Origin of the sequence: Bacillus luti, from assembly GCF_009739945.1 — a bacterium.
In the GTDB taxonomy this organism is placed as follows: Bacteria; Bacillota; Bacilli; order Bacillales; family Bacillaceae_G; genus Bacillus_A; species Bacillus_A luti.
On record NZ_CP040336.1, the window covers coordinates 1,624,470 to 1,649,546 of the forward strand.

A 25,077-nucleotide genomic window follows, 5' to 3' on the forward strand; every position below is an offset into this window, starting at 1 on the left:
AAAAATGTAAATCTATAGAGTAATTGCATATGCTTTTAAAACGAAAAACAATACTTTGAAATAAGTATTGTTTTTTGTTCATATAGAAAGAAAAAAGATACTTCAAAAGCAGCAATATTGAATCGTAGGTGGTAGAAAAGTTAAATGATAGTTTAGTGAGGAGGCTCTACTATGTTAAAAGATACGATTATTAGAACATTTCATAAAGAGGATTTAGAACAAGTATTACAGTTGTTCTATGAAACAGTTCATACAATTAATGCAAAAGATTATAACGAATTACAACTACAGGCATGGGCGCCAGATCGAATAGATAGAGAAAGCTGGTTAAAGTCTTTAGAGAAGAATATTAGTTATGTAGCGGATCGTAACGGTATGATAGTAGGATTTGGGGATTATAATGAGGCTCATTATGTAGATCGTTTATTTACACATAAAGATTATCAAGGGAAAAGGGTAGCTTCATACATACTACAGAAGTTGGAACAAGAAGCAGTGAACCTAGGGCATAGGGAGATCTATACAGAGGCGAGTATTACAGCAAAACCTTTTTTTGAAAATAAAGGTTTTATTTGCATAAAGGAACAAAAGAAACAGCATAATGGTCAGATTTTTATTAATTATGTAATGAAAAAAATAGCCTTCTCATAAACGAGAAGGCTATTTTTTCATTATTTTACAGCTTCTTTTAGTTCTTTACCAGCTTTGAAAGCAGGTACTTTAGAAGCTGCGATTTGCATTTCTTCACCAGTTTGTGGGTTACGGCCTGTACGAGCAGCTCTTTCGCGAACTTCGAATGTACCGAATCCGATAAGTTGTACTTTTTCACCAGCAGCTAAAGTGTTAGTGATTGATTCTACTACAGTTTGTAAAACTACAGTAGCTTCTTTTTGAGAAATCTCAGCATTTTGTGCTACGTTTTTGATTAATTCTGTTTTGTTCATGTTTTTCACCTCATATGTAAATAATGCTATTTAAGTTGTTATTATAACGTATAAAACATTCGAGAACAAGTGTACGTACATATATTCGCGAAAAAAATGAAATTTGTAATATTTTTTAGCTCGACTTTACAGACATTCAATTTAAGCGGATATAGATTTATTCTTTATTTCCGTCTTCTCTGTAGAGGAAGATAGTTTCTTATTATAAGATATGAAATAAGGTAGTGCTACAAATAACATACCTCCTACTAAATTTCCAAAGAAAACAAAAATGAAATTTGGAACATATTCAGCCCAAGTTAAATGACCAGCAAAAATTGCAGCTGGGATGACAAACATATTGGCTACAACGTGTTGAAATCCAATCGCGACAAAAGTCATAACTGGGAACCAAATACCGATTATCTTTCCGGTAAATTCTTTACTTCCTATACTAAGCCAAACAGCTAAACAAACGAGCCAATTACATCCAATTGCAGAAATGAAGGCTTGCAGTGGTGTGTCTTGTAATTTAGCCTGTGCAATAGAAATTGTTTTAGCTAAAAAAACTCCCTCCGTTAATCCAACGATATGACCGAAGAAATAAGCAACGAATACAGCCCCTATAAAGTTACTAAACGTAACAATAACTAAATTACGTAGTAAGCGGAATAAGGTGATTTTCTTTTGAAGCCAAGCCATTGAAACTGTCATCATGTTACCAGTTACTAGTTCGCCGCCTGCAAGAATAACGAGTATAAGACCGATAGGAAAGACAGAGGCACCTAAGAAACTAGTAAATGATCCCCAAGATTTTGGCATCGTTCCAATAACATGAATATCGAGTAAATACCCTAATGCGATAAAAGCGCCACCAAAAAAGCCGAGAATTAGCATAGGAAGTAATGATAAATGAGCTTTTTTTCTTCCAGAATTAGCAGCAAGTTCTGTAATTTCTTCTGGTGTGTATACAGACATGAATAACCCCTCCGTCATATTGTGATGGAAAGAAAGAACTTTCCAAAGAATCTATGTATTATAAAAATATGTTATGACTTCTATATAAATTTGTCAAAGTGAAGGGGATAGAATTGGATATGAATAACAGTTCATGTTGTCACATGAATGTAACAATAAGGCTTTAAAGTACTTCTAGAGGTGAAAACATGAATACTCATCGTATGAAGAAAGAACAAAACATATCAAACTTTAGAAAAATTATCATTACTGTTTTTATAAGTATGGTAATGATTTCGGTTGGCGTGTGTTACTATGCAACCGAAATAGAACGAAAATTAATAACGGTTACTTGGAATGAAGTGAAATCTTCTAACCTTCCTAAAGAATTTAATAATAAGAAAATTGTGCAATTTTCAGATGTACATTTAGGACCAGAATTTTCATTGAAACAATTAGATAGTTTGGTTGAAAAAATGAATGAGTTACATCCAGATATAGTAGTTTTTACAGGAGATTTAATAGATAAGTTTGGAACTTATAATGAGGAAAGAGAAGAAGCGAAAAAGATTTTGAAGGAAATTCATGCGCCGCTTGGTAAATATGCTGTGTTTGGAAATCATGATAGAGGTGGCGGCGGTAGTTTGTTTTATAAAAAATATATGGAGGAAGCTGGTTTTTCGGTGTTAGTAAATGAAGTACAAAAAATTAAAGCGGACAATGGAAACTACATTACAATATCAGGTTTGGATGATTTTTTATTAGGAAAGCCACAAATAGACCCAACTTTAAAAAACTTAAAACAACAAGATTTCAATATGCTATTAGTACATGAACCAGATGTTGTAGACAAAGTAGCACGTTACCCAGTTGATTTTCAAATGTCAGGACATAGTCACGGAGGACAAGTTCAAATTCCTTTTGTAGGTCCATTAATCACTACAAAATTAGCTGAGAGCTATGTTGAAGGAATGTATGAATTAGAGGGGAAGAATAAGCCGTTATATTTATATGTAAACCGTGGTATTGGGACAACCCGAATGCCTGTTAGATTTTGGAGTGTACCTGAGATTTCAGTATTTGTGTTGAAGAAAAATAATAATTAGTAATGAAGAATTTGTACGATAGTAATTTTATTTTTTGAGAAGGAAACCCAATCCAATCATTGCTAGAAAAGATTCATATACAAATAAAGAAAAGAGTAATTACTATTGTCATAGTGAATATAAACTTTTTTCTTGACTTTTTATACGAAGGCGAGCAAAATGGTAAAAAAGGAAGGGGGGATGATGATGGAAGAGTACGTATTAGAGCTGTATAACCTGTTATATACGACAGAATGGCAAGATATTGTTTCATTTCTAGGAATAGTATTTTGCATGAAAATTGTAATCGTATATGTGGAAGAGCAAGGTATGTTCTATTCCTTCTCATCTCCGTTCGATTTGCAACGCGAGCCGTTGCTACACTATGCCAATATAAATTACGAACAAATTCCTTTTGTTATCTTCTTTATGATTCGATTTATAACAGCAATTGTAAAGAAAAAAGAAAGTGATGATGAAGAGTGCCACTCAACTTGTAATATAGCGAATGCTTTTTAAGCTAAATACAAGGAGGAGATTTATATGTGGTTTCGATTTCTTATGATTGGTTTCTTTTCATTAACAGCAATTTCATTAATGGGATATCAAGTGTCTGAAATTTTTCAAGCATATAGCAGCACGTTTTTTAACAAAAACTAATTACATTGCTATTTAAATAATAAAACGATAAAATCCTTCTTAAGAAGTTTTATTAAGAAGGATTTTTTTCTTTGTCTTGTCTTGCTGTGTCAAACTATTGTCACATTTACACTGTGAATAATATGTTAAAATAGTGAGGTTACGTATACATATTTGAAGGAAGAGGGAGTGACCATTTTGGTGGATCAATCAACAAATCAGAAAAGCTATGCTCCTATTGTGATAACGCTTTCTGTAATTGTAAATGCGATTATTTTATTTTTATTCTTTGGACCTGTTGGCTATGAAGGAGAAGTACATTTTGATGTAACAATTTTACCAATGTTAAATGCAATTTTTAATAGCTTTACGTTCGTATTCTTATTAGCAGCTTTATACTCTATTATTAAGAAGAATGTGAAAATGCACCGTGGTTTTATCCTCGCAGCATTTACAACAACGTTGCTATTTTGTGTTTCTTATTTATCGTATCATTACTTGGCGCCAGCAACACATTTTGGCGGAGAAGGATTTATTAAATATGTGTATTTCATCATTTTAATTACACATATTATCTTAGCAGCAATTATTGTACCACTTGCATTGTTTGCACTTGTATTTGGTTTTACAAACCAATTAACACGCCATCGCAAAATTGTACGTTGGACGATGCCGATTTGGTTATATGTAAGTTTATCTGGTGTTATTGTTTACTTAATGATCTCACCTTATTATCAATAAAAAATCTCAGCCTTAAAGGCTGAGATTTTTTTGTTAGGCAAATATTTTTGTGAAATGAAAAAAGTATGTTATACAAAAGTATAGTTGCTTTTCATATAGAAGGGATGGTAAAGGGATATGCAAAATTTTGTATTTCGTAATCCAACGAAACTTATTTTCGGTAAAGGTCAATTAGAACAGTTGAAAACTGAAATTCCACAGTTCGGTAAAAAAGTTCTTCTCGTATACGGGGGAGGCAGCATTAAAAGGAATGGTATTTATGATAATGTCATTTCTAATTTAAAGGATATAAATGCGGAAGTATTTGAGTTAACAGGTGTTGAGCCGAATCCTCGTTTATCGACAGTAAAGAAAGGGATTCAAATTTGTAAAGACAATGGAGTCGAATTTATTTTAGCGGTTGGTGGCGGAAGTGTAATCGACTGTACAAAAGCGATTGCTGCTGGTAGTAAATATGATGGTGATGTATGGGACATTGTAACAAAAAAAGCATTTGCTAGTGAGGCGTTACCATTTGGTACTGTACTCACTCTTGCAGCGACAGGTTCTGAAATGAATGCTGGTTCTGTAATTACAAACTGGGAAACGAATGAAAAATATGGTTGGGGTAGTCCTGTTACTTTCCCGCAGTTTTCCATTTTAGATCCGGTCCATACTGCATCTGTACCGAGAGATCAAACGATTTACGGTATGGTAGATATTATGTCACACGTATTAGAACAGTATTTCCATCATGGAACAAATACGGAATTACAAGATCGTTATTGTGAATCTGTTTTAAAAACAGTAATAGAAACCGCTCCAAAGCTTTTAAGTGATCTAGAAAATTATGAGTATAGAGAGACCATTTTATATTGCGGCACGATGGCGTTAAATGGTATTTTAGCGATGGGAGTAAGAGGAGATTGGGCAACTCATAATATTGAACATGCAGTTTCAGCTGTTCATGATATACCGCATGGGGGTGGCCTTGCGATTTTATTCCCGAACTGGATGAAGCAGGTTGTAGATGAAAATGTAAGTCGTTTTAAACAGTTCGCTATTCGTGTGTTTAATGTAGAAACAGACGGTAAAACAGATAAAGAGGTGGCATTAGAAGGAATTGAGGCGTTACGTCAATTTTGGACTTCAATTGAAGCGCCAGTAACTTTAGCTGATTACGGTATTGGGGAAAGTGAGATTAACTTAATGGCGGATAAAGCGATGGCTTATGGTGAATTTGGTAACTTTAAAAAATTAAATAAAGACGATGTTTTAAGTATATATAAAGCTTCTTTATAAGTGAATCAAGAAAAGAAACCCATTTGATTGTTATATCAAATGGGTTTCTTTTTTGTTGTTTATAATTGTTTGTGGTTGATTTTGATTATTTGTGAATGTTTTTGGTTGATTTTCGTGATCGTTTTCATTATACTGTAATCAAAGAAGAGGTGAATAAAATGTTAACTCCTGAACGTCATCAAATGATATTGCAACTTGTAAAAGAGCAGAAAGTTATTAAATTACAACAATTAGTGGAAAGAACAGAAAGCTCTGAGTCGACAATTCGTCGTGATTTAGCACAATTGGAAAAACAAAGGTTATTAAAAAGAGTTCACGGTGGTGCTGCTGTTTTAACAGGAAAAGGACAGGAGCCAACGATGGTTGAAAAATCATCCAAAAACATTCAAATAAAACAACAAATTGCGAAGTATGCCGCTAGTATCGTTGAACAAGGTGATTGCATTTATTTAGATGCAGGAAGTACAACATTTGAAATGATTCCATTTTTAATAAATAAAGATGTTACTGTCGTTACAAATGGACTTATGCATATTGAAGCTTTAGTTGAAAATAATATTCGTGCATATTTACTTGGCGGAATGATGAAGAGTAGGACGAAAGCTTTAATTGGTGCGATGGCACAGGAAAGTATGCAGAAGTACCGTTTTGATAAATGTTTTTTAGGAGCGAACGGTGTACATGAACAACTTGGTTTTACAACGCCAGATCCAGAAGAGGCACTTTTGAAACAAATGGCATTAACGTTAGCAAACGAAGGATATTTCTTAATTGATGAAAGTAAGTTTTCGGAAGTTGCGTTTGCGAAAATTGCCAATGTTGAAGAGGCAAATATTATTACAAACTATTTAGAGATTGATCTAGAAAAATATAAAAGACAAACCAATGTAATTGAGGCTGATAAACAATGATCTATACAGTTACTTTAAACCCATCTATTGATTATGTAGTACAAGTTGATTCTTTCGATTTAGGAACAGTAAATCGTGCGGAGAAAGATATGAAGTTTCCTGGAGGAAAAGGTATTAATGTTTCTCGCGTTCTTCATCGTTTAGGTGTTGAAAATGTAGCGCTTGGATTTACTGGTGGATTTACCGGTCGATTTATTAAAGATGTATTACATGAGGAAGGTGTGACAACAAACTTCGTACAAGTAGACGAAGATTCACGAATTAATGTGAAAATAAAAGGGCAAGAAGAAACAGAGTTAAATGGGCAAGGCCCTAGTGTGACAAATGAGCAATTTGAAACATTAATGAAACAAATTGAAAGTATGAAGCAAGGAGATTGTGTCGTACTAGCTGGAAGTGTACCGGCATCTATCCCAACGACTTTTTATGAATCGATTGCAGCGTTCGGAGCTGAAAAAGGTATTCGCGTAGTAGTAGATGCGAGCGGAAGTGCACTGCAGCATGTAATTAAAAATAAGCCGTTTTTAATAAAGCCTAATCATCATGAACTTGGTGAGTTATTTGGAGTAGAGGTTTCAACAGTAGAAGCTATTTTACCGCATGGAAAAAAATTAATTGAACAAGGTGTAGAGCACGTTATCGTATCAATGGCAGGCGAGGGAGCTTTATTATTTACGGCAGAAGGTATATATGAAGCAACTGTTCCAAAAGGTGTTGTAATTAATTCGGTTGGGGCTGGAGATTCTCTCGTTGCAGGGTTTGTAGGTAAATATGAACAGACGAAAGATATTGAAAAGGCATTTCAATATGGTGTTGCAACAGGGAGTGCAACAGCATTTTCAGCTGATTTATGTGCAAAGGAAAAAGTAGAAGAATTATTGTCGCAAGTAATTGTAACTAAGCGATAGGGGGAAGCAACATATGAAAATTACAGAGCTATTAAAAAGGGATACAGTCATTATGAATTTGACAGCTTCAAATAAAGAAGCTGTCATAGATGAATTAGTTGAGAAATTAAACGGGGCAAATCGTTTAAATAGTAAAGCCGAATTTAAAGAAGCTATTTTAAAGCGGGAGTCACAAAGTACAACAGGCATTGGTGAAGGGATTGCAATACCTCATGCGAAAACAAAAGCTGTTAAGCAACCAGCGATTTGTTTTGGTAGAAGTGTAAGCGGTATCAACTATGAATCACTTGACGGACAGCCTGCACATTTATTCTTTATGATTGCTGCGAGTGAAGGGGCGAATAATACTCATTTAGAAACGCTATCACGCCTATCTACACTATTAATGGATGAAGGGTTTCGTAAGCAATTATTAGAAGTAAAGGATGAAGAGGAACTTCTTCGTTTATTTGATGAAAAAGAAAATGAAAAAGAAGAAGAAGAAGAAGAAGCTGGCATTGAGGTTGCAAAACCAGAAGGAAATGAACCATACGTATTAGCTGTTACGGCTTGCCCAACTGGAATCGCTCACACATATATGGCTGCGGATAGCTTAAAAGCAAAAGCGGCAGAGTTAGGAATAGCAATTAAAGTTGAAACAAATGGATCAACAGGTATAAAAAACGGTTTAACAAAAGAGGATATTGAACGCGCAACGGCTATAATTGTTGCGGCAGATAAACAAGTAGAAATGAACCGTTTTGCTGGGAAACATGTTATTCAAGTGCCAGTCGCTGACGGGATTAGAAAAACGGAAACGCTTCTTAATCGAGCTGTAAAACAAGATGCACCAATCTTTAAAGGAATAAAAGAAGATGGTAAGGCAGAAAGTGCAGAGAAAGAAAAAGGGTTAGGAATTTATAAGCATTTAATGAGCGGTGTAAGTAATATGCTTCCATTCGTTGTTGGTGGAGGAATTTTAATCGCATTAGCATTTATGTTCGGTGGAATTAAGGCGGAAGGTCCTATTGCTGAAATGTTAATGACCATTGGTGGTGGAGAAAAAGGAGCCTTTTTATTCCTTGTACCAATTTTAGCTGGATTTATTGCAAGTTCTATTGCTGATCGACCTGGTTTTATGCCTGGTGTTGTTGGAGGATTTTTGGCGGCGCAAGCAAATGCTGGCTTTTTAGGTGGATTAATTGCTGGTTTCTTAGCGGGGTATGTTGTTGTTGGGTTGAAAAAGTTATTTTCTAGTTTACCAGCGCAGTTAGAAGGGATTAAACCAGTCTTGCTTTACCCAGTATTGGGGTTATTAATTACAGGTGTTATCATGTTAAAAGTAGTTAATCCACCTGTAGTTGCGTTAAACGAAATGTTAACGAGTTGGTTAAATAGTTTAGGTGGTACAAATGCTATACTATTAGGTTTAATTTTAGGTGGTATGATGGCAATTGATATGGGTGGGCCAATTAATAAAGCAGCATTTACATTTGGTATCGCTGCAATCTCAGCAGGGAACTTTGGTGTTCACTCAGCAGTTATGGCTGGTGGTATGGTACCACCATTAGCAATTGCATTCGCAACTACCTTCTTTAAATCAAAGTTTACTGAGGCAGAACGTAAATCTGGTTTAACGAATTATATTATGGGAGCGTCGTTTATTACAGAAGGTGCGATTCCATTTGCGGCAGCAGATCCTGTTCGAGTAATAGTAAGTTGTGTTGTTGGTTCAAGTATTGCGGGTGCATTATCAATGCTATTCCAAATTACATTACCAGCACCACATGGTGGATTGTTTGTTATCGCATTAGTAAATAAACCATTACTATATATTTTCTCTATATTAATAGGGACAGTTGTTTCAGCTCTTATGATGGGGATTTGGAAAAAGAAAATCAAATAACAAATGGAAAGGGAGTAGCTGCTATTAGCTGCTCTTTTTTATTACAAAAAAGTAGGTTATTAATTGAAGAATGATGAATTTTGGTAAAAGATGTAATGAAATGTGAATTTTTTGTAACAAAAAAGTAATACTGTAATTTTTTTTGGAAAAAAATTCTGGTACTCGTATGTGGAAAATATATGAAAACTATTGGGGATTCTATTGGAAATGGAATTTATTAATATGGAAATTTATGTTACAACTCATTAATCGTATATTACGAATGGTTTGTAATTGTGTGATTTCTAAAAATCCTAAAAATCTGTTGCTATAATAAAAATACGAAAACAAAGCAAATGGAGGCTATTCATGAAAAAATTATTAGGTATAGCAACAGCAGCAGTTTTTGGTCTTGGGATTTTTGCGGGTTCTGCGAAAGCAGAAACGATTGTAACAACAGATGTATTAAATGTTAGAGAAAACCCAACTGTAGAGTCAAAACTTGTAGGTAAAATGTTAAGTGGAAATAAATTAGATGTGATAAATACAGAAAATGGATGGACGAAAATTAAGTTAGATGGTAAAGAAGCATTTGTAAGTGCTGAATTTACAAAAAGTACATATTATGTAACGGCGAGCGTATTAAATGTTCGTGCTGGAGCGAATACTGGCTCTGAAGTTCTTGGTAAACTTAATAAAGATGATGTGATTGAAACGACAAATCAAGTTCAAAATGAATGGTTACAATTCGACTACAATGGAAAAGTGGGATATGTTCATGTGCCATTTTTAACAGGAACGGCACCTTTGATTGAAAAGAAAGTAGTTGTAACGCAAGAAGAAGCACCGGCTAGAGTAAATACGTCGGTTAAAAATAATACAGCAGTTAAGAATAAAGAATCCGTTAAGAGTGTAGAATCAAGTAAACCTGTAGAAAAAGCAAAGCCAGTTGCAAAACCAGTGGCAAAATCTACTGAAACTAGTGCGCCTGCAGGTGGTGGTCGTGAAATAACAGTAGAAGCGACAGCGTATACAGCAAATCCAAGTGAGAATGGTACGTATGGTGGTCGTGTACTAACTGCAATGGGGCATGATTTAACGGCGAACCCAAATATGAAAGTAATCGCTGTTGATCCGAAGGTAATTCCACTTGGATCGAAAGTATGGGTGGAAGGATATGGAGAAGCGATTGCTGGAGATACTGGTGGTGCGATTAAAGGAAACCGTATTGATGTATTAGTTGGTTCGGATGGTAGTGCCGATAGTTGGGGACGTAAATCTGTAAAAGTGAAAGTTATACAATAGTTTACCTTTATTAATGTAAAAAAGCGGTTGCTCGAAAATATGTAAGCAACCGCTTTTTATTATTTTGTGTGTGATAGAACACTTTCGTCTCAAAAATGATTATTGAAATGGATAAATTGTTTTACCTGTAATAATTTTATATGCGCTGCAAAATTGAGTTTGCATATACTCTGTATGTGCATTTTCCGCATGTAAGGTTGTCTCTTGAAGAGTAGAATAAAAGGAACGTAGTAAACAATTTAAGGCGAAGTATAATTCTTCTTGTGAACAATTTTGTTCTTTTGTAGCGGTAGCCAAAATGAGGTCATTTGTTAATGCTGCAAAATTGATAGTGGATTGTTTCATAGTCAACGCATCCTCTCCGAACGATTTTTATCATGTATATGCAGATTTGGACAAACTATGTTCTTTTTTTATTTGAAATTTCATGTACCGAATTGAAAGAACTTGCAATAATGCCGTTAAAATTGTTAAGATTGGGTATAATCAATAGATGGAGTACATTACATAAAGAGAGTTGAATGATATGGGAGAAGTGCAACGTGAAAAAGTTGCTGTCATCATTGGACCAACGGCTGTTGGGAAGACGAAGTTAAGTATCGATCTTGCAAAAGCGTTGAACGGTGAAGTTATTAGTGGTGATTCCATGCAAATTTATCGTACAATGGATATTGGAACTGCAAAGGTGACGAAAGAAGAGATGGATGGAATTCCACATTATATGGTCGATATAAAAGATCCGGAAGATTCATTTTCCGTCGCAGAATTTCAAGAACGTGTTCGTAAGCATATTCGAGAGATTACAGAGCGTGGTAAATTACCAATTATAGTTGGTGGAACCGGTCTTTATATACAATCTGTTTTATTCGATTATCAGTTTACAGATGATGCTGGTGATGTGATATACCGAGAACAAATGGAAAAGTTAGCTTTAGAACGTGGTGTAGAATATGTACATAAAAAGTTGCAAGAAGTAGATCCGGAAAGTGCGGAACGTATTCATGCAAATAATGTACGACGTGTTATCCGCGCGTTAGAAATTTTTCACACGACGGGCGAAAAAATGAGTGAACAAATTGAGAAACAAGAAAAAGAGTTGCTGTATGATGTGTCATTAATTGGCTTGACAATGGATCGAGCAATGCTATACGATCGCATTAACTTACGAGTTGATTTGATGATGGAACAAGGTTTGTTAGAGGAAGTAGAAGGGCTGTATAATAGAGGAGTACGAGATTGTCAATCTATTCAAGCCATTGGATATAAAGAAATCTATGATTATTTTGAGAATCGTGTTTCTTTAGAAGAAGCGGTATCACAATTAAAGACGAATTCACGCCGTTATGCAAAACGTCAATTAACATGGTTCCGTAATAAAATGGATGTCACGTGGTTTGATGTTACAGATGGTGAAAAAGCGTCAGAAATTTTACGATACATAGAAGGAAAGTTACAATTAAAGTCGAATAATAGTAAGTAGAGAAAAAGAGGAGGATTCGACATGAAGCAATCTATCAATATTCAAGATCAGTTTTTAAATCAACTCCGTAAAGAGAATACGTTTGTTACGCTGTACTTATTAAACGGTTTCCAGCTTCGTGGATTAATTAAAGGATTTGATAATTTTACAGTCCTACTGGAGACAGAAGGTAAGCAACAGCTTATTTATAAACATGCAATTTCTACATTTGTACCTCAAAAAAATGTTTCAATTGAATTAGAGTAGTAATGAATTAGTGTACATAACAAAAAAAGAGCGAGTTTTTCGCTCTTTTTTTATTTGTCATAAATAATAAATAGTGAAGTTTAAGCAATTCTAAATACAGTTAGACGAATGTTAGTGTTTCCTGTTGCAGGGATTGTAATCTCGTTAAGAGTAGATTGGACAGAAATGTTTGCACCAGCTCTTAACGTTTCGATTGTAGTAAATGAAAGTGAGTCGCCTATTAAATTTGAAGAGAAGTTATCAGTTGCGACTGCTCCATTAATTGAAATGCCTACTCCAAGAGGAGCGCATCCTGGCGCAGTTGTAGAAATAGATACGCTAATTACATAAATACCACCGTTGATAACTGTAACGGTATCTGTGCCATTAAAGATAATATTGTTTACGTTAATTGCAGTACTGAAAATAAAGTTATTAAATTGTAATACTGTTTGTCGAATGTTGTTTGTTACAACGATTGTCGCTACTGGGAAGCTAGATCCAGTAGGTCCGGTAGGTCCTGTAACTCCAATGCCAGTAGCGCCGGTAGCACCTGCCGGTCCTTGAGCGCCAGTATTCCCTTGAGGTCCCTGAGGTCCTTGGGCACCGGTAGCACCTGCTGGTCCTTGAGCGCCAGTATTCCCTTGAGGTCCCTGAGGTCCTTGGGCACCGGTAGCACCTGCTGGTCCTTGAGCGCCAGTATTCCCTTGAGGTCCCTGAGGTCCTTGGGCACCGGTAGCACCTGCTGGTCCTTGAGCGCCAGTATTCCCTTGAGGTCCCTGAGGTCCTTGGGCACCGGTAGCACCTGCTGGTCCTTGAGCGCCGGTATTCCCTTGAGGTCCTTGAGCACCAGTAGCACCTGCTGGTCCTTGAGCACCTGTGTTCCCTTGAGGTCCCTGAGGTCCTTGGGCACCAGTATTCCCTTGAGGCCCTTGAGGTCCTTGGGCACCAGTAGCACCTGCTGGTCCTTGAGCACCTGTGTTCCCTTGAGGTCCTTGGGCACCAGTATTCCCTTGAGGTCCTTGAGCACCAGTAGCACCTGCTGGTCCTTGGGCACCCGTGTTCCCTTGAGGTCCTTGAGCACCAGTAGCACCTGCTGGTCCTTGAGCACCTGTGTTCCCTTGAGGTCCCTGAGGTCCTTGGGCACCAGTATTACCTTGAGGCCCTTGAGGTCCAGTAGCACCAGTAGCGCCACCTGCCGGTCCTTGAGGTCCAGTAGGTCCGGTCGTACCGATACCAGTAGGTCCCTGAGCGCCAGTGTTGCCTTGAGGCCCTTGAGGTCCTTGGGCACCAGTAGCACCCGCCGGTCCTTGAGCGCCCGTGTTCCCTTGAGGTCCTTGGGCACCGGTAGCACCTGCTGGTCCTTGGGCACCCGTGTTCCCTTGAGGTCCTTGGGCACCGGTAGCACCTGCTGGTCCTTGAGCACCCGTGTTCCCTTGAGGTCCTTGAGCGCCAGTAGCACCCGCTGGTCCTTGAGCACCTGTATTCCCTTGAGGTCCTTGGGCACCGGTAGCACCTGCTGGTCCTTGAGGGCCTGTGTTCCCTTGAGGTCCTTGAGCACCCGTGTTCCCTTGAGGTCCTTGAGGGCCTGTGTTCCCTTGAGGTCCTTGGGCACCAGTAGCACCTGCTGGTCCTTGAGTGCCTGTGTTCCCTTGAGGTCCTTGGGCACCAGTAGCACCTGCTGGTCCTTGGGCACCAGTATTCCCTTGAGGTCCTTGAGCACCAGTAGCACCTGCTGGTCCTTGAGCACCTGTGTTCCCTTGAGGTCCCTGAGGTCCTTGGGCACCAGTAGCACCTGCTGGTCCTTGGGCACCCGTGTTCCCTTGAGGTCCTTGAGCACCAGTAGCACCCGCCGGTCCTTGAGTGCCCGTGTTCCCTTGAGGTCCTTGAGCACCAGTAGCACCTGCTGGTCCTTGGGCACCCGTGTTCCCTTGAGGTCCTTGGGCACCAGTAGCACCTGCTGGTCCTTGAGCACCTGTGTTCCCTTGAGGTCCCTGAGGTCCTTGGGCACCAGTAGCACCTGCTGGTCCTTGGGCACCCGTGTTCCCTTGAGGTCCTTGAGCACCAGTAGCACCCGCCGGTCCTTGAGCGCCCGTGTTCCCTTGAGGTCCTTGAGCGCCAGTATTCCCTTGAGGTCCCTGAGGTCCTTGTGCACCGGTAGCACCTGCTGGTCCTTGAGCACCTGTGTTCCCTTGAGGTCCTTGGGCACCAGTAGCACCCGCCGGTCCTTGAGCGCCCGTGTTCCCTTGAGGTCCTTGGGCACCAGTAGCACCTGCTGGTCCTTGAGCACCCGTGTTCCCTTGAGGCCCTTGAGATCCAGTAGCACCCGCCGGTCCTTGAGCGCCCGTGTTCCCTTGAGGTCCTTGGGATCCAGTAGCACCTGCTGGTCCTTGAGCGCCAGTATTACCCTGAACACCTTGAGGTCCAGTAGCACCCGCCGGTCCTTGAGCACCTGTGTTCCCTTGAGGTCCTTGGGCACCAGTAGCACCCGCCGGTCCTTGAGCGCCCGTGTTCCCTTGAGGTCCTTGGGCCCCAGTGTTACCTTGGGCCCCAGTGTTCCCTTGAGGTCCAGTGGCACCTGCCGGCCCGGTAGGTCCGGTAGCGCCTTGAATGAACGAAGCGGCATTGACTAGAGCGGTTTGTAACTCTGCAATTAATTTAAGAAGCTCTTGAAGTGTGCAAGGATCAATTCGAAATAGCTTTGTAATGTATAGTAAATAATTAATCAAATTTTGAAGCTCAATAAATACAGCACTTGCTACGAAAGTTGGATTTCTTAATATAGTTATTAAATTTTTAATAATAGCTAACCCTTGTGCTTTCAGGGAGGAAGTAGCGTCTAGTGAACAAATGAATTTGCTTAGTAGGTTCAAAGTATCGATTAGATCTTCAATATTTTTTGGAGATGGATCTGCAAAAAGTTTTGGGATTATTTTTGTTAAATCAGTAATAATTGCGCGAAATGTTCTAAGTTGTGCTTTAGAAATTGGGATGGATGGGATGTTAGGGATTCGTCCGGCGCTACTTGGAAAGCATGGTTTGGAGAATTTGTTTTGACTGTCGTTATAACGAGACATTAAATCTCTCCTTTCTAATGAGAATATGAACGAAACTCATCATAGTAGATGCAAAAATTAGTTAAATGGTCATAGTAAAATCGTTTGTTTAAAGAAAAAATAGAAAAAACGCCTTAAATTAAGGCGTTTTTTCTATTTTCTGCGAATTGATAATATCGTTTTAGTGAGATTTTTGATTTGAAGCCAGCTAATTTGATGATCTCCGATTCTGGAGTTTGTTTATTTATTAGACGTAAAATAAAGGTGTTTCGGAAATGTTGTCCGGAGATGCCTTTCCGCAAATTCGCTCTAGCAACTTCGAGTCGAATCATCTTTTGAATTGCGATTTCTGTTAACCCTTTTGGTGCATCATTTTCATATACCCACCTGTATGTTCCACGGTTAAAATCGAATGCGACAAACAATGGATCATCGCTATGATACTTAGGGCGAACTGGTTCAGGGATGCTTTTGTAATAAGTATATAGTTGTTTTTTGTCTTCTTTCGTTAGGGTAATTGTTCTTTCTACCCCTGCGTTTGCGGGAATAGTTAATGTGTTAGTTTCAAAGTGAACGTGATGCATAGTTAACGCTGTAAGTTCTTGTAAGGATAAACCGTAGTCGATTAATAAGGTTAAAATAGTGATATTACGATCCATCAATAAAGGACGCACAGGGCGCTGTTTTTCTGAAAGTCCTTCCAGTGAAGTGACTATGTGTTTTAATTTTTTTTCTTCATCAGATGAAATGAAATCTTCGTTACGTAGTGTACGATCTGGTTGAATAGAAATTTCCATATTCTTTAATGGATTAGGAATATTTAGAAAGTGATGCATTCTATTTAATACAATAAATACACGATGCATTGTTTTCTCTGAGTAATGTCGATTCTTTTTTAAGTCGGAAAAGTAATCTTCATAGTCTTTTGTACAAAGTGTAGCCCATATATTACTGGAAGGGAGCTTTTTGTTTTTTTCTAACCAATGTCCGAAATCTTCAATGTCATAAACATAACGCTTAATGGTTGAAGGTTTTCGGCCTTTATTCAATAAAAAAATGGAAAAGGCTTGTATTGTATCATGGAATTCCGTTGTCTCCATAGTCCCACCACCTTAATTATTTCTTCTATTATAGCAAACTTTTCTGAAAATAGGCATTTGCAAGGGGGACAGGAATAATAATATTTGGTGAGTGGATAAAGTGAAGGTTCAATCAATGGGGATTCTGTCCCCCTGCCACTGATTATTAGTCTTCACCAATCGGGTATTTACGGACAGTTATCTCCCGCTGAAATTCCTCGCATTTGCTGGGGTTTGAAGTGGAAGTTTTACGGCCTGTTAATACGGGATAAAATGAGGTGATTGAATGGAACAATCGATGCGTAAAAAAAATAATAATCAAATTAATATTGTGTTAAATCATCGGAAAAAAATTTCTTTACCGGCATCGGAAAAGAAAACGGTAATTTCAAATGAAACTACTACTAAACATGAAATGTTACAGAGAATTGAAGAAGAGATGGGAAAGCTTGTTGGGATGGATGATATAAAAAAGATAATAAAAGAAATATATGCTTGGATTTATGTGAATAAAAAAAGACAAGAGATGGGATTGAAGTCAGAGAAGCAAGTGCTTCATATGTTGTTTAAAGGAAATCCGGGTACAGGAAAGACAACTGTAGCTAGAATGATAGGGAAGTTGTTGTTTGAAATGAATATTCTATCAAAAGGGCACTTAGTTGAAGCAGAGCGTGCGGATTTAGTGGGTGAGTACATCGGACATACGGCTCAAAAAACAAGAGATTTAATAAAGAAAGCAATGGGGGGGATTTTGTTTATAGATGAGGCGTATTCTTTGGCACGAGGGGGAGAGAAGGATTTTGGAAAGGAAGCAATTGATACACTTGTAAAGCATATGGAAGATAAACAACATGGTTTTGTATTGATTTTGGCAGGATATTCAAGAGAGATGAATCATTTTCTGTCATTGAATCCGGGATTACAATCTCGTTTTCCATTTATTATTGAGTTTGCGGATTACTCAGTGAATCAGTTATTGGAAATTGGGAAAAGGATGTACGAAGAACGTGAATACCAATTATCGAAAGAAGCTGAGTGGAAATTTAGGGATCATTTGCACACTGTAAAGTATTCGTCGCAAATTACATCGTTTAGTAATGGACGATATGTACGGAATATTGTTGAAAAATCGATTCGTACACAAGCGATGCGTTTGTTACAAGAAGATACGTATGATAAGCATGATTTAATTGGGATATCAAGTATTGATTTAATGTTGGAAGAGGAGACGCACAGTACATAAACTGTGCGTCTATTTTTGTATGCAATTTCGTTTGTTATTTTTTTGTTTTTCCGCGATAAGATTTATGGAAACGTTCCATTTTTGCGCTTTTTTCGTGAGCGGAATTAGGATCGTGTCCAATTTGGTCTACTGAACTTTTTTGAGCGCCTTTATTAACATGGTTTGTCATTTGTATTCACCTCACTTTGAGGATTAGTATAAACATTATGTGAAGAAAAAATCGTTAGAAAAGAAAAACCTCTTTACGCTATGTAAAGAGGTTAGATTGCTATTTATGCATGGAGCGTTCGTTTGTGTCGATACGTCTGTGCGGTAAATGCCATTTGTAATGAATAGAAATCATTCGGAAGCAAACAATTAAAATGAATAAGGTGTATAGAGCCCAATCGCTAACGATAATTTGAGCGCCGATTAAGAAACCTGCTAGAATCGTCCAGAATGCATATACGTCAGCTCGAAGGACGAGTGGTTTTCTGCGGGCTAAAAGATCGCGGATGATACCACCGCCAATACCAGTTAAAACAGCTGCTACGATTGTAGCGCTAATTGGTAAATTTAATTTTTGGGCATATAATGCTCCTTGTACAGCGAATGCTGACAAGCCAATAGCATCCGTGATGTTTTCCCACTTCTTCCAATGTCTAATTAATTTATTTGGAAAAAGAAAAATAATAGTCATTGATAATAGTGCGATTTGGAATAACATGTCTTGTTGCCAAAACGCCACAATCGGATAACCAATCAGTAAATTACGAAGGGCACCTCCCCCAAATGCGGTTGCCATTCCTAAAATATACACCCCGAAAATATCATAATCTTCTTCCATTGCAACAATGGCTCCGCTTAGTGCGAAAGCGATTGTGCCTATGATGCTAAAAATCTCCCATGCCATGAATTTTCTCCCCCGCTAACTAGATGAAATGTGCTTCCTCTGCTATTATATTAGAAGGTTTAAATTTCGAAAAGGATGAGTGAACATATTTGATGGAAGAAAAAGAAAAAGTCATATTGGTAGGGTGTCAATTGCCACAAGATGATGATGAAAAATTTATGCATTCCATGAAAGAACTTGCATCGCTGGCGAAAACTGCTCGAGCAGAGGTATTAGTATCGACAACGCAAAAACGCCCGAAATTTCATCCGGCGACTTATATAGGAAAAGGTAAGTTAGAAGAACTTACGATGCTAACTCAAGAGTTAGAACCAGATGTAATAATATTTAATAACGAGTTAACACCGAGTCAAATTCGGAATGTCTCCTCAGTACTAGAGGCGAAAGTAATTGATCGAACGCAGCTCATACTAGATATTTTTGCGCAACGAGCGAAGTCGAGAGAGGGTAAACTTCAAGTGGAGTTGGCTCAATTGCAATATACAATGCCGCGTCTTATGGGACAAGGTCTATCGTTATCGCGTCTTGGTGGTGGTATTGGTACGAGAGGGCCTGGGGAGACGAAGCTCGAGACGGATCGTCGTCACATTCGATCTCGTATTGATGAAATAAAGAAACAACTTGCGGTTGTTGTGGAACATCGGAAAAGATATCGTGAGAGAAGGAAAGATAATAAAGTATTTCAAGTTTCATTAATTGGGTATACAAATGCAGGGAAATCCACATTGTTTAATAGATTAACGGAAGCTGATACGTTTGAAGAAAACTTATTATTTGCGACGTTAGATCCGACAACAAGAAAGATGCCGTTACCTTCGGGTTATACCGTACTTTTGACTGATACGGTTGGTTTTATACAAGATTTACCTACGTCATTAATCGCTGCTTTTCGGTCGACATTAGAAGAAGCTGGTGAAGCGGATGTTATTTTACATGTAGTTGATTCGGCAGACCCTAATTATATAGGTCATGAGCAGACAGTAAAACAATTATTGTCGGACCTTGAAATTAACCGTATTCCTATTATTACGTTATATAATAAAAAAGATGAATTACATCAAAACTTTATCCCGTTTCCGAAAAATGACTTTTTAATGACTAGTGCTTTTGAAGAAAGTGATTTATTACACATAAAAGAAGCGATAGAAAAGAAAATGAAAGAAGAAATGGGGCGTTATCAAGCGGAAATTCCTCCGAGTGAAGGTAAGTTGTTAACGCTATTAAAAACGGAAACACTGTTAACGAAGATGGAGTTTTTGGAAGATAAATTTGTATATGATTGTACAGGATATATATTTGCTCATTCGTCATTTAATGGGCAATTAAAGAGATTTTTAGTGGAAGAAGGAGAAAATAAAAATGTTTGATCGTTTGAAAAATGGAGAAAAAATTGCTCCAATCGTAAAAGAAGTAGAAAGTCAAATTACTGAAGTACATAAGCGTGCGGATGAAGTAATCGAAAGTAATCAATTTCGTGTATTAGAAAGTTTTCGTAAACATAAAATTAGTGATTCGCATTTTATTCCAACGACAGGTTATGGATATGATGATATTGGTCGTGATACGTTAGAAAAAGTGTATGCTGATGTATTTGGAGCTGAAGCTGGCCTTGTGCGTCCTCAAATTATTTCGGGTACGCATGCTATTTCTACGGCTTTGTTTGGTATTTTACGTCCTGGTGATGAATTGTTGTACATTACGGGGAAACCGTATGATACATTAGAAGAAATTGTTGGTGTGCGCGGAAAAGGTGTAGGTTCATTTAAAGAATATAATATTGGTTATAATGCAGTTCCGCTAACTGAGGATGGGCTTGTTGATTTTGGAGCTGTTGCAGCTGCGATTCATAGTAACACGAAGATGATTGGTATTCAGCGTTCAAAAGGATATGCTACTCGTCCGTCGTTTACTGTTTCACAAATCAAAGAGATGATTGCATTCGTTAAAGAAATTAAACCTGATGTTGTTGTATTTGTTGACAACTGTTATGGTGAGTTTATTGAAGAAAAAGAGCCATGTCATGTTGGTGCGGACTTAATGGCCGGTTCTCTTATTAAGAATCCAGGCGGTGGAATCGTTAAAACTGGTGGTTACATTGTCGGGAAAGAACAGTATGTTGAAGCTTGTGCGTATCGCTTGACATCTCCAGGGATTGGTGCGGAAGCTGGGGCATCTTTATACAGTTTGCAAGAAATGTATCAAGGTTTCTTCTTAGCACCGCATGTTGCGGGACAAGCGCTGAAAGGTGCGATTTTTACAGCTGCATTTTTAGAAAAGTTAGGGATGAATACATCGCCAGCTTGGAATGCGTCAAGAACAGATTTAATTCAGTCTGTTCAATTTGATGATAAAGATCGTATGATCGCGTTCTGTCAAGCGATTCAATATGCATCTCCGATTAATTCTCACTTCACTCCGTATGCAAACTACATGCCGGGTTATGAAGATGATGTGATTATGGCTGCGGGAACGTTTATTCAAGGTGCGAGTATTGAATTGTCTGCGGATGGCCCGATTCGACCGCCTTATGTTGCGTATGTGCAAGGTGGATTAACATATTCGCATGTTAAAATTGCAATTTGTTCTGCAATTGATGAGTTAATGGAAAAGAATTTATTAACAATTTCTTAAAGGGAAGCTGTCGATTTTGACGGCTTTTTTTTCGTATGAAAGTATTGATTTGTGCCATTAGAAAAAAGAATGAAAAAATTTATAAAAAAATCATGTAAGAAAAGCTAACATCTATTGACACTAAACATAACATAATATAAAATGAGAAGCAGTTAAGGCGAAGGAGGAACTGAAACGATGAAAGAAGATAGACGTTCTGCCCCGCTGTTTCCTATTGGTATTGTTATGGATTTAACACAATTATCTGCACGTCAAATTCGCTACTATGAAGAGCATAATCTTGTTTCTCCAACCCGTACAAAGGGGAATCGTAGATTATTTTCATTTAACGATGTAGATAAGTTGTTAGAGATTAAAGATTTATTAGATCAAGGCTTGAATATGGCTGGTATTAAACAAGTGTTACTAATGAAAGAAAATCAAACAGAAGCAGTGAAAGTAAAAGAAGAAACGAAAGAAATTTCAAAAACTGAGCTTCGCAAAATACTTCGAGATGAACTACAGCATACAGGTAGATTTAATCGAACTTCATTGCGACAAGGTGACATTTCAAGATTTTTTCACTAAAGATAACTGATTCTGAAGGCGTTTAGAGGGACTAAGGAGGAATTTATAATGGCTAGGTACACAAAAGAAGATATTTTCCGTTTGGCGAAAGAAGAGAATGTAAAGTATATCCGTTTACAATTTACGGACCTTTTAGGAGTAATTAAAAACGTAGAAATTCCAGTGAGCCAATTAACAAAAGCTCTTGATAACAAAATGATGTTTGATGGATCTTCTATTGAAGGTTTCGTACGTATTGAAGAATCTGATATGTATTTATATCCAGACTTAGACACTTGGGTAATTTTCCCTTGGACAGCTGAAAAAGGTAAAGTAGCTCGTTTAATCTGTGATATCTACACTGCAGATGGTGCTCCATTTGAAGGAGATCCACGTAACAATTTAAAACGTGTATTAAAAGAAATGGAAGCTTTAGGATTCTCAGATTTCAATCTTGGACCAGAGCCAGAATTCTTCCTATTCAAAGTAGATGAAAAAGGAAATCCAACATTAGAATTAAACGATAACGGTGGATACTTCGACCTTGCGCCGATGGATCTAGGGGAAAACTGTCGTCGTGATATCGTTCTTGAACTTGAAGAAATGGGCTTTGAAATTGAAGCATCTCACCATGAGGTTGCTCCAGGGCAACACGAAATTGATTTCAAATATGCAAATGCAATTCGCTCATGTGATGACATTCAAACATTCAAACTTGTTGTAAAAACAATTGCTCGTAAACACGGTTTACACGCAACATTTATGCCGAAACCATTATACGGTGTGAACGGTTCAGGTATGCACTGTAACTTATCACTATTCAAAAATGGTGAGAACGTATTCTTCGATCAAAACGGTGATTTACAATTAAGTGATGATGCTCGTCACTTCATCGCAGGTATTTTAAAACACGCACCAGCATTTACAGCGGTAGCGAACCCAACTGTAAACTCTTACAAGCGTTTAGTACCTGGATACGAAGCTCCTTGTTACGTAGCATGGTCTGCACAAAACCGTAGCCCATTAGTACGTATTCCTGCATCTCGTGGTATTAGTACACGCGTAGAAGTACGTAGTGTTGACCCGGCTGCAAACCCATATTTAGTAATGGCTACATTATTAGCGGCAGGTCTTGACGGAATTAAAAACAAATTAACTCCACCAGCTGCAGTAGACCGTAACATCTACGTAATGACAAAAGAAGAGCGCGAAGAAGCAGGTATCGTTGACTTACCAGCAACATTAGCGCAAGCATTAGTTACATTACAATCTAACGAAGTAGTATGTGGTGCACTAGGAGATCATTTACTTGAGCACTTCATCGAAGCGAAAGAGATTGAGTGGGATATCTTCCGTACGCAAGTTCACCAATGGGAACGCGATCAATATATGTCTCTATACTAAGAGACTGAAACCCTTGACACATAATGTGTTGAGGGTTTTTTATTTATCGGGTATTTTTATAGGAGGAATATAAAGGGGCGAACAAATTCAAAAATGTACTTGCTAATACCTATGCGAAATGAATATTATTTGAAAAAGTGAGTTATTTAATATATACGCCCTATTTAATATGGGGTAAAATCTCTTGCTGAAATCCGTTTCAATACAAAGAAAAACATCCTGATACTGCAATAATAGGGTGTTTTCGTCATTTATCTACAGTGAATTATGAAGAATATTGTCGTAATTTTTGAGGCGAAATTAAGAAGTGATTAAACAAAAATAATTTATATTGACTCGTTCTATATAAAGAACTAAAATGACAGTAATTAGTAATGTTTATATATTTGAAAAATAAAAAACATGAGTTTTATTTATGGTTTTTATGGGAATTTTAACTGAAATCTCATTGGTATTAAATGAGGAGGAGAAGTAATGAATAAGGAAATAAATTTGAAAAATCTATTTAATGTAATATGGAAAAGGTTGTGGATACTACTATTGTTTACGACTCTTACGACGGTAGGAGGAGCCATGTATAGTATGTATATGAAAACGCCTTTGTATTCCTCCTCAGCAAGGGTTATTGTTCAAGCTAACGCCGAAACGATGAATACATTGAAAGCGATGGTAAATGAGCCTGTAATATTAGAAAAAGTAGCTGCTGAATTGAATATAAATAGATCAGCAGGTGCATTAAGTGGACAAATAAGTACAGAAAGTGTACAAGGCTCTCAGATTATGAGGATAAATGTAGTGGATGTGGATCCTGTGCTTGCACATAAAATTGCAAATACTACAGCGGCTGTTTATAAACAAGAAGTAGCAAATATACTGAATTTTAATAATGTGAGTATATTACCAGAGGATCCAGTTCAAAAATATTCTATGCCTATAAATATAAATCATTTTAAGACGATACTAATTGCATTCACGTTAGGTATGGTGCTCAGTATCGGTTTTATTTTTTTATTGGATTCACTTGATGAAAGAATCAAATCAGAACGACGCATTGAACAATTGTTAGATATCCCTGTTTTGGGTGGGATTTCTAAAATGAATAAGAAGAATACGAGAGATAAATTTAGTGGGAAAAATACAGTGTTATTGAGGGAGGGAACGGAGTGGCATACAAAAATAGACGAAAAACAAATGAAGTTAAAGGAGAAAGTATAATTTCGTATACCGCCCCAAGATCGAAAATTTCGGAGCAGTATCGTTCGCTTCGAACAAACATTCAATTATCTTCATCTAATCACAAAAGCAGAACGATAGTTGTTACTTCTCCGAGGTACGGTGAAGGGAAATCAACGATTACAGTAAATTTAGCAGTCTCAATAGCGCAAAAAGGTGAAAAAGTATTGGTAATAGATGCGAATTTACGAACACCAACGATTCATGAAATGTTTGGAGTAGAAAATACAATTGGACTAACTGATATATTGAACGGAACAACAAATCTAGAAGGTGTTGTGAAAAAAACAGAGATGGAAAGTCTGGATGTATTAACTAGCGGTCCAGTACCGTTCAATCCATCTGAAATACTTAGTTCCGATGCGATGGATATGTTAATTCAAAAGGCTATAGGACGGTATGATATCGTATTATTTGATTCTTCACCTGTATTAGAAGTGACGGACACGAGTGTATTAGCCGATAAGTGTGAAGGAGTATTATTGGTGATCCGATATAATCGTACTGTGAACGAAGATGCGCTTGAAACGAAAAGAGCACTAAGTTTTACGAAGAGTAGAATATTGGGTGCGATTTTGAATGGGAAAGTATAAACGTAATTTATAGTATTTAATCTAACTGTTGTACATACGAATGTTCGTTATAAAGAATAATGATAGAACTGTGATGTGGTG

At 37.5% G+C, this 25,077-nt stretch carries 25 protein-coding genes; 18 read left to right on the top strand and 7 right to left on the bottom strand.

Annotated features, from left to right (window positions below; all coding sequences use genetic code 11):
• Positions 1–171 precede the first annotated feature (171 nt).
• On the top strand, positions 172–651 hold the full coding sequence (locus EUC40_RS08415; RefSeq protein ID WP_156574384.1) for a GNAT family N-acetyltransferase: 480 nt from the start codon (positions 172–174) through the stop codon (positions 649–651).
• A 20-nt stretch (positions 652–671) separates the two neighbouring features.
• Here the strand turns inward: EUC40_RS08415 and EUC40_RS08420 are convergent, their stop codons facing one another.
• Positions 672–944 (bottom strand): HU family DNA-binding protein, encoded by a 273-nt coding sequence (locus EUC40_RS08420; RefSeq protein ID WP_001043902.1) that lies wholly within the window; start codon positions 942–944, stop codon positions 672–674.
• 141 nt (positions 945–1,085) lie between these two features.
• Positions 1,086–1,901 carry a formate/nitrite transporter family protein gene (locus tag EUC40_RS08425; RefSeq protein WP_156574386.1) on the bottom strand — a complete coding sequence of 272 codons (816 nt, stop codon included), beginning with the start codon at positions 1,899–1,901 and terminating at the stop codon, positions 1,086–1,088.
• A gap of 188 nt (positions 1,902–2,089) precedes the next feature.
• On the opposite strand from EUC40_RS08425, the gene EUC40_RS08430 reads away from it, so the two are divergent.
• The 8 genes from EUC40_RS08430 (at position 2,090) to entD (ending at position 10,614) form a co-directional block, all read left to right on the top strand.
• Positions 2,090–2,986 carry a metallophosphoesterase gene (locus EUC40_RS08430; protein ID WP_156574388.1) on the top strand — a complete coding sequence of 299 codons (897 nt, stop codon included), beginning with the start codon at positions 2,090–2,092 and terminating at the stop codon, positions 2,984–2,986.
• 159 nt (positions 2,987–3,145) lie between these two features.
• Positions 3,146–3,484: a hypothetical protein gene (locus EUC40_RS08435; protein ID WP_002019036.1), complete on the top strand. Its 339-nt coding sequence runs from the start codon at positions 3,146–3,148 to the stop codon at positions 3,482–3,484.
• 318 nt (positions 3,485–3,802) lie between these two features.
• Complete coding sequence (locus EUC40_RS08440; protein WP_000228316.1) at positions 3,803–4,345, top strand: DUF420 domain-containing protein; 543 nt, start codon at positions 3,803–3,805, stop codon at positions 4,343–4,345.
• A 117-nt stretch (positions 4,346–4,462) separates the two neighbouring features.
• Positions 4,463–5,626 (top strand): iron-containing alcohol dehydrogenase, encoded by a 1,164-nt coding sequence (locus EUC40_RS08445; RefSeq protein WP_156574390.1) that lies wholly within the window; start codon positions 4,463–4,465, stop codon positions 5,624–5,626.
• Between the two features lie 158 nt (positions 5,627–5,784).
• The gene (locus EUC40_RS08450) at positions 5,785–6,537 is read left to right on the top strand and encodes a DeoR/GlpR family DNA-binding transcription regulator (RefSeq protein WP_071713299.1); all 753 of its coding nucleotides are present in this window, start codon (positions 5,785–5,787) and stop codon (positions 6,535–6,537) included.
• The gene (gene pfkB, locus EUC40_RS08455; RefSeq protein WP_156574392.1) at positions 6,534–7,445 is read left to right on the top strand and encodes a 1-phosphofructokinase; all 912 of its coding nucleotides are present in this window, start codon (positions 6,534–6,536) and stop codon (positions 7,443–7,445) included. Before EUC40_RS08450 ends, pfkB begins: the two co-directional genes overlap by 4 nt.
• 13 nt (positions 7,446–7,458) lie before the next feature.
• Positions 7,459–9,330, top strand: coding sequence for a PTS fructose transporter subunit IIABC (locus EUC40_RS08460; protein WP_156574394.1), 1,872 nt, complete (start codon positions 7,459–7,461; stop codon positions 9,328–9,330).
• A 348-nt stretch (positions 9,331–9,678) separates the two neighbouring features.
• A complete protein-coding gene (gene entD, locus EUC40_RS08465; protein ID WP_156574396.1) occupies positions 9,679–10,614 on the top strand; it encodes a cell wall-binding protein EntD in 936 nt (311 codons plus the stop codon).
• 99 nt (positions 10,615–10,713) lie between these two features.
• Here entD and EUC40_RS08470 read toward each other — a convergent pair whose 3' ends face one another.
• Positions 10,714–10,959 (bottom strand): hypothetical protein, encoded by a 246-nt coding sequence (locus tag EUC40_RS08470; RefSeq protein WP_000814413.1) that lies wholly within the window; start codon positions 10,957–10,959, stop codon positions 10,714–10,716.
• A 181-nt stretch (positions 10,960–11,140) separates the two neighbouring features.
• On the opposite strand from EUC40_RS08470, the gene miaA reads away from it, so the two are divergent.
• Together miaA and hfq are read left to right on the top strand one after the other, a co-directional pair.
• Positions 11,141–12,094, top strand: a complete 954-nt coding sequence (miaA, locus tag EUC40_RS08475) for a tRNA (adenosine(37)-N6)-dimethylallyltransferase MiaA (protein WP_156574398.1) — start codon at positions 11,141–11,143, stop codon at positions 12,092–12,094.
• Positions 12,095–12,115: 21 nt separating this feature from the next.
• Positions 12,116–12,340, top strand: coding sequence for an RNA chaperone Hfq (gene hfq / locus EUC40_RS08480; protein ID WP_000813896.1), 225 nt, complete (start codon positions 12,116–12,118; stop codon positions 12,338–12,340).
• Positions 12,341–12,420: 80 nt separating this feature from the next.
• Here the strand turns inward: hfq and EUC40_RS08485 are convergent, their stop codons facing one another.
• Together EUC40_RS08485 and EUC40_RS08490 are read right to left on the bottom strand one after the other, a co-directional pair.
• Positions 12,421–15,396 carry a Gly-Xaa-Xaa repeat protein gene (locus EUC40_RS08485; RefSeq protein WP_156574400.1) on the bottom strand — a complete coding sequence of 992 codons (2,976 nt, stop codon included), beginning with the start codon at positions 15,394–15,396 and terminating at the stop codon, positions 12,421–12,423.
• A gap of 113 nt (positions 15,397–15,509) precedes the next feature.
• Positions 15,510–16,475, bottom strand: a complete 966-nt coding sequence (locus tag EUC40_RS08490; RefSeq protein WP_000450305.1) for a tyrosine-type recombinase/integrase — start codon at positions 16,473–16,475, stop codon at positions 15,510–15,512.
• 265 nt (positions 16,476–16,740) lie between these two features.
• Between EUC40_RS08490 and spoVK the strand changes: the two genes are divergently transcribed.
• Positions 16,741–17,697, top strand: a complete 957-nt coding sequence (gene spoVK, locus EUC40_RS08495; RefSeq protein WP_000438189.1) for a stage V sporulation protein K — start codon at positions 16,741–16,743, stop codon at positions 17,695–17,697.
• Positions 17,698–17,731: 34 nt separating this feature from the next.
• Here spoVK and EUC40_RS27410 read toward each other — a convergent pair whose 3' ends face one another.
• Both EUC40_RS27410 and EUC40_RS08500 read right to left on the bottom strand, forming a co-directional pair.
• On the bottom strand, positions 17,732–17,866 hold the full coding sequence (locus EUC40_RS27410; RefSeq protein ID WP_000181490.1) for a hypothetical protein: 135 nt from the start codon (positions 17,864–17,866) through the stop codon (positions 17,732–17,734).
• Positions 17,867–17,965: 99 nt separating this feature from the next.
• Complete coding sequence (locus EUC40_RS08500; RefSeq protein WP_071709712.1) at positions 17,966–18,589, bottom strand: trimeric intracellular cation channel family protein; 624 nt, start codon at positions 18,587–18,589, stop codon at positions 17,966–17,968.
• 92 nt (positions 18,590–18,681) lie between these two features.
• On the opposite strand from EUC40_RS08500, the gene hflX reads away from it, so the two are divergent.
• The 6 genes from hflX (at position 18,682) to EUC40_RS08530 (ending at position 24,996) form a co-directional block, all read left to right on the top strand.
• A complete protein-coding gene (gene hflX / locus EUC40_RS08505; protein WP_156576922.1) occupies positions 18,682–19,956 on the top strand; it encodes a GTPase HflX in 1,275 nt (424 codons plus the stop codon).
• The gene (locus EUC40_RS08510; protein WP_156574402.1) at positions 19,949–21,220 is read left to right on the top strand and encodes a methionine gamma-lyase family protein; all 1,272 of its coding nucleotides are present in this window, start codon (positions 19,949–19,951) and stop codon (positions 21,218–21,220) included. Before hflX ends, EUC40_RS08510 begins: the two co-directional genes overlap by 8 nt.
• Before the next feature lie 177 nt (positions 21,221–21,397).
• A complete protein-coding gene (gene glnR, locus EUC40_RS08515; protein ID WP_000656783.1) occupies positions 21,398–21,787 on the top strand; it encodes a transcriptional repressor GlnR in 390 nt (129 codons plus the stop codon).
• Positions 21,788–21,835: 48 nt separating this feature from the next.
• Positions 21,836–23,170 (top strand): type I glutamate--ammonia ligase, encoded by a 1,335-nt coding sequence (gene glnA / locus EUC40_RS08520; RefSeq protein WP_071709709.1) that lies wholly within the window; start codon positions 21,836–21,838, stop codon positions 23,168–23,170.
• Positions 23,171–23,644: 474 nt separating this feature from the next.
• A complete protein-coding gene (locus EUC40_RS08525) occupies positions 23,645–24,385 on the top strand; it encodes a YveK family protein (protein ID WP_156574404.1) in 741 nt (246 codons plus the stop codon).
• Complete coding sequence (locus EUC40_RS08530) at positions 24,334–24,996, top strand: CpsD/CapB family tyrosine-protein kinase (RefSeq protein WP_156574407.1); 663 nt, start codon at positions 24,334–24,336, stop codon at positions 24,994–24,996. Before EUC40_RS08525 ends, EUC40_RS08530 begins: the two co-directional genes overlap by 52 nt.
• The last annotated feature ends 81 nt before the right edge of the window (positions 24,997–25,077 follow it).

Coding starts and splice junctions, on each gene's coding strand:
- EUC40_RS08425 (WP_156574386.1), bottom strand. CDS start 1,901: ATGTCTGTATACACACCAGAAGAAATTACAGAACTTGCTGCTAATTCT.
- EUC40_RS08470 (WP_000814413.1), bottom strand. CDS start 10,959: ATGAAACAATCCACTATCAATTTTGCAGCATTAACAAATGACCTCATT.
- EUC40_RS08485 (WP_156574400.1), bottom strand. CDS start 15,396: ATGTCTCGTTATAACGACAGTCAAAACAAATTCTCCAAACCATGCTTT.
- EUC40_RS08420 (WP_001043902.1), bottom strand. CDS start 944: ATGAACAAAACAGAATTAATCAAAAACGTAGCACAAAATGCTGAGATT.
- EUC40_RS08500 (WP_071709712.1), bottom strand. CDS start 18,589: ATGGCATGGGAGATTTTTAGCATCATAGGCACAATCGCTTTCGCACTA.
- entD (WP_156574396.1), top strand. CDS start 9,679: ATGAAAAAATTATTAGGTATAGCAACAGCAGCAGTTTTTGGTCTTGGG.
- hfq (WP_000813896.1), top strand. CDS start 12,116: ATGAAGCAATCTATCAATATTCAAGATCAGTTTTTAAATCAACTCCGT.
- EUC40_RS08445 (WP_156574390.1), top strand. CDS start 4,463: ATGCAAAATTTTGTATTTCGTAATCCAACGAAACTTATTTTCGGTAAA.
- glnR (WP_000656783.1), top strand. CDS start 21,398: ATGAAAGAAGATAGACGTTCTGCCCCGCTGTTTCCTATTGGTATTGTT.
- pfkB (WP_156574392.1), top strand. CDS start 6,534: ATGATCTATACAGTTACTTTAAACCCATCTATTGATTATGTAGTACAA.
- EUC40_RS08525 (WP_156574404.1), top strand. CDS start 23,645: ATGAATAAGGAAATAAATTTGAAAAATCTATTTAATGTAATATGGAAA.
- glnA (WP_071709709.1), top strand. CDS start 21,836: ATGGCTAGGTACACAAAAGAAGATATTTTCCGTTTGGCGAAAGAAGAG.
- spoVK (WP_000438189.1), top strand. CDS start 16,741: ATGGAACAATCGATGCGTAAAAAAAATAATAATCAAATTAATATTGTG.
- EUC40_RS08460 (WP_156574394.1), top strand. CDS start 7,459: ATGAAAATTACAGAGCTATTAAAAAGGGATACAGTCATTATGAATTTG.
- hflX (WP_156576922.1), top strand. CDS start 18,682: ATGGAAGAAAAAGAAAAAGTCATATTGGTAGGGTGTCAATTGCCACAA.
- EUC40_RS27410 (WP_000181490.1), bottom strand. CDS start 17,866: ATGACAAACCATGTTAATAAAGGCGCTCAAAAAAGTTCAGTAGACCAA.
- miaA (WP_156574398.1), top strand. CDS start 11,141: ATGGGAGAAGTGCAACGTGAAAAAGTTGCTGTCATCATTGGACCAACG.
- EUC40_RS08415 (WP_156574384.1), top strand. CDS start 172: ATGTTAAAAGATACGATTATTAGAACATTTCATAAAGAGGATTTAGAA.
- EUC40_RS08510 (WP_156574402.1), top strand. CDS start 19,949: ATGTTTGATCGTTTGAAAAATGGAGAAAAAATTGCTCCAATCGTAAAA.
- EUC40_RS08490 (WP_000450305.1), bottom strand. CDS start 16,475: ATGGAGACAACGGAATTCCATGATACAATACAAGCCTTTTCCATTTTT.
- EUC40_RS08430 (WP_156574388.1), top strand. CDS start 2,090: ATGAATACTCATCGTATGAAGAAAGAACAAAACATATCAAACTTTAGA.
- EUC40_RS08450 (WP_071713299.1), top strand. CDS start 5,785: ATGTTAACTCCTGAACGTCATCAAATGATATTGCAACTTGTAAAAGAG.
- EUC40_RS08435 (WP_002019036.1), top strand. CDS start 3,146: ATGGTAAAAAAGGAAGGGGGGATGATGATGGAAGAGTACGTATTAGAG.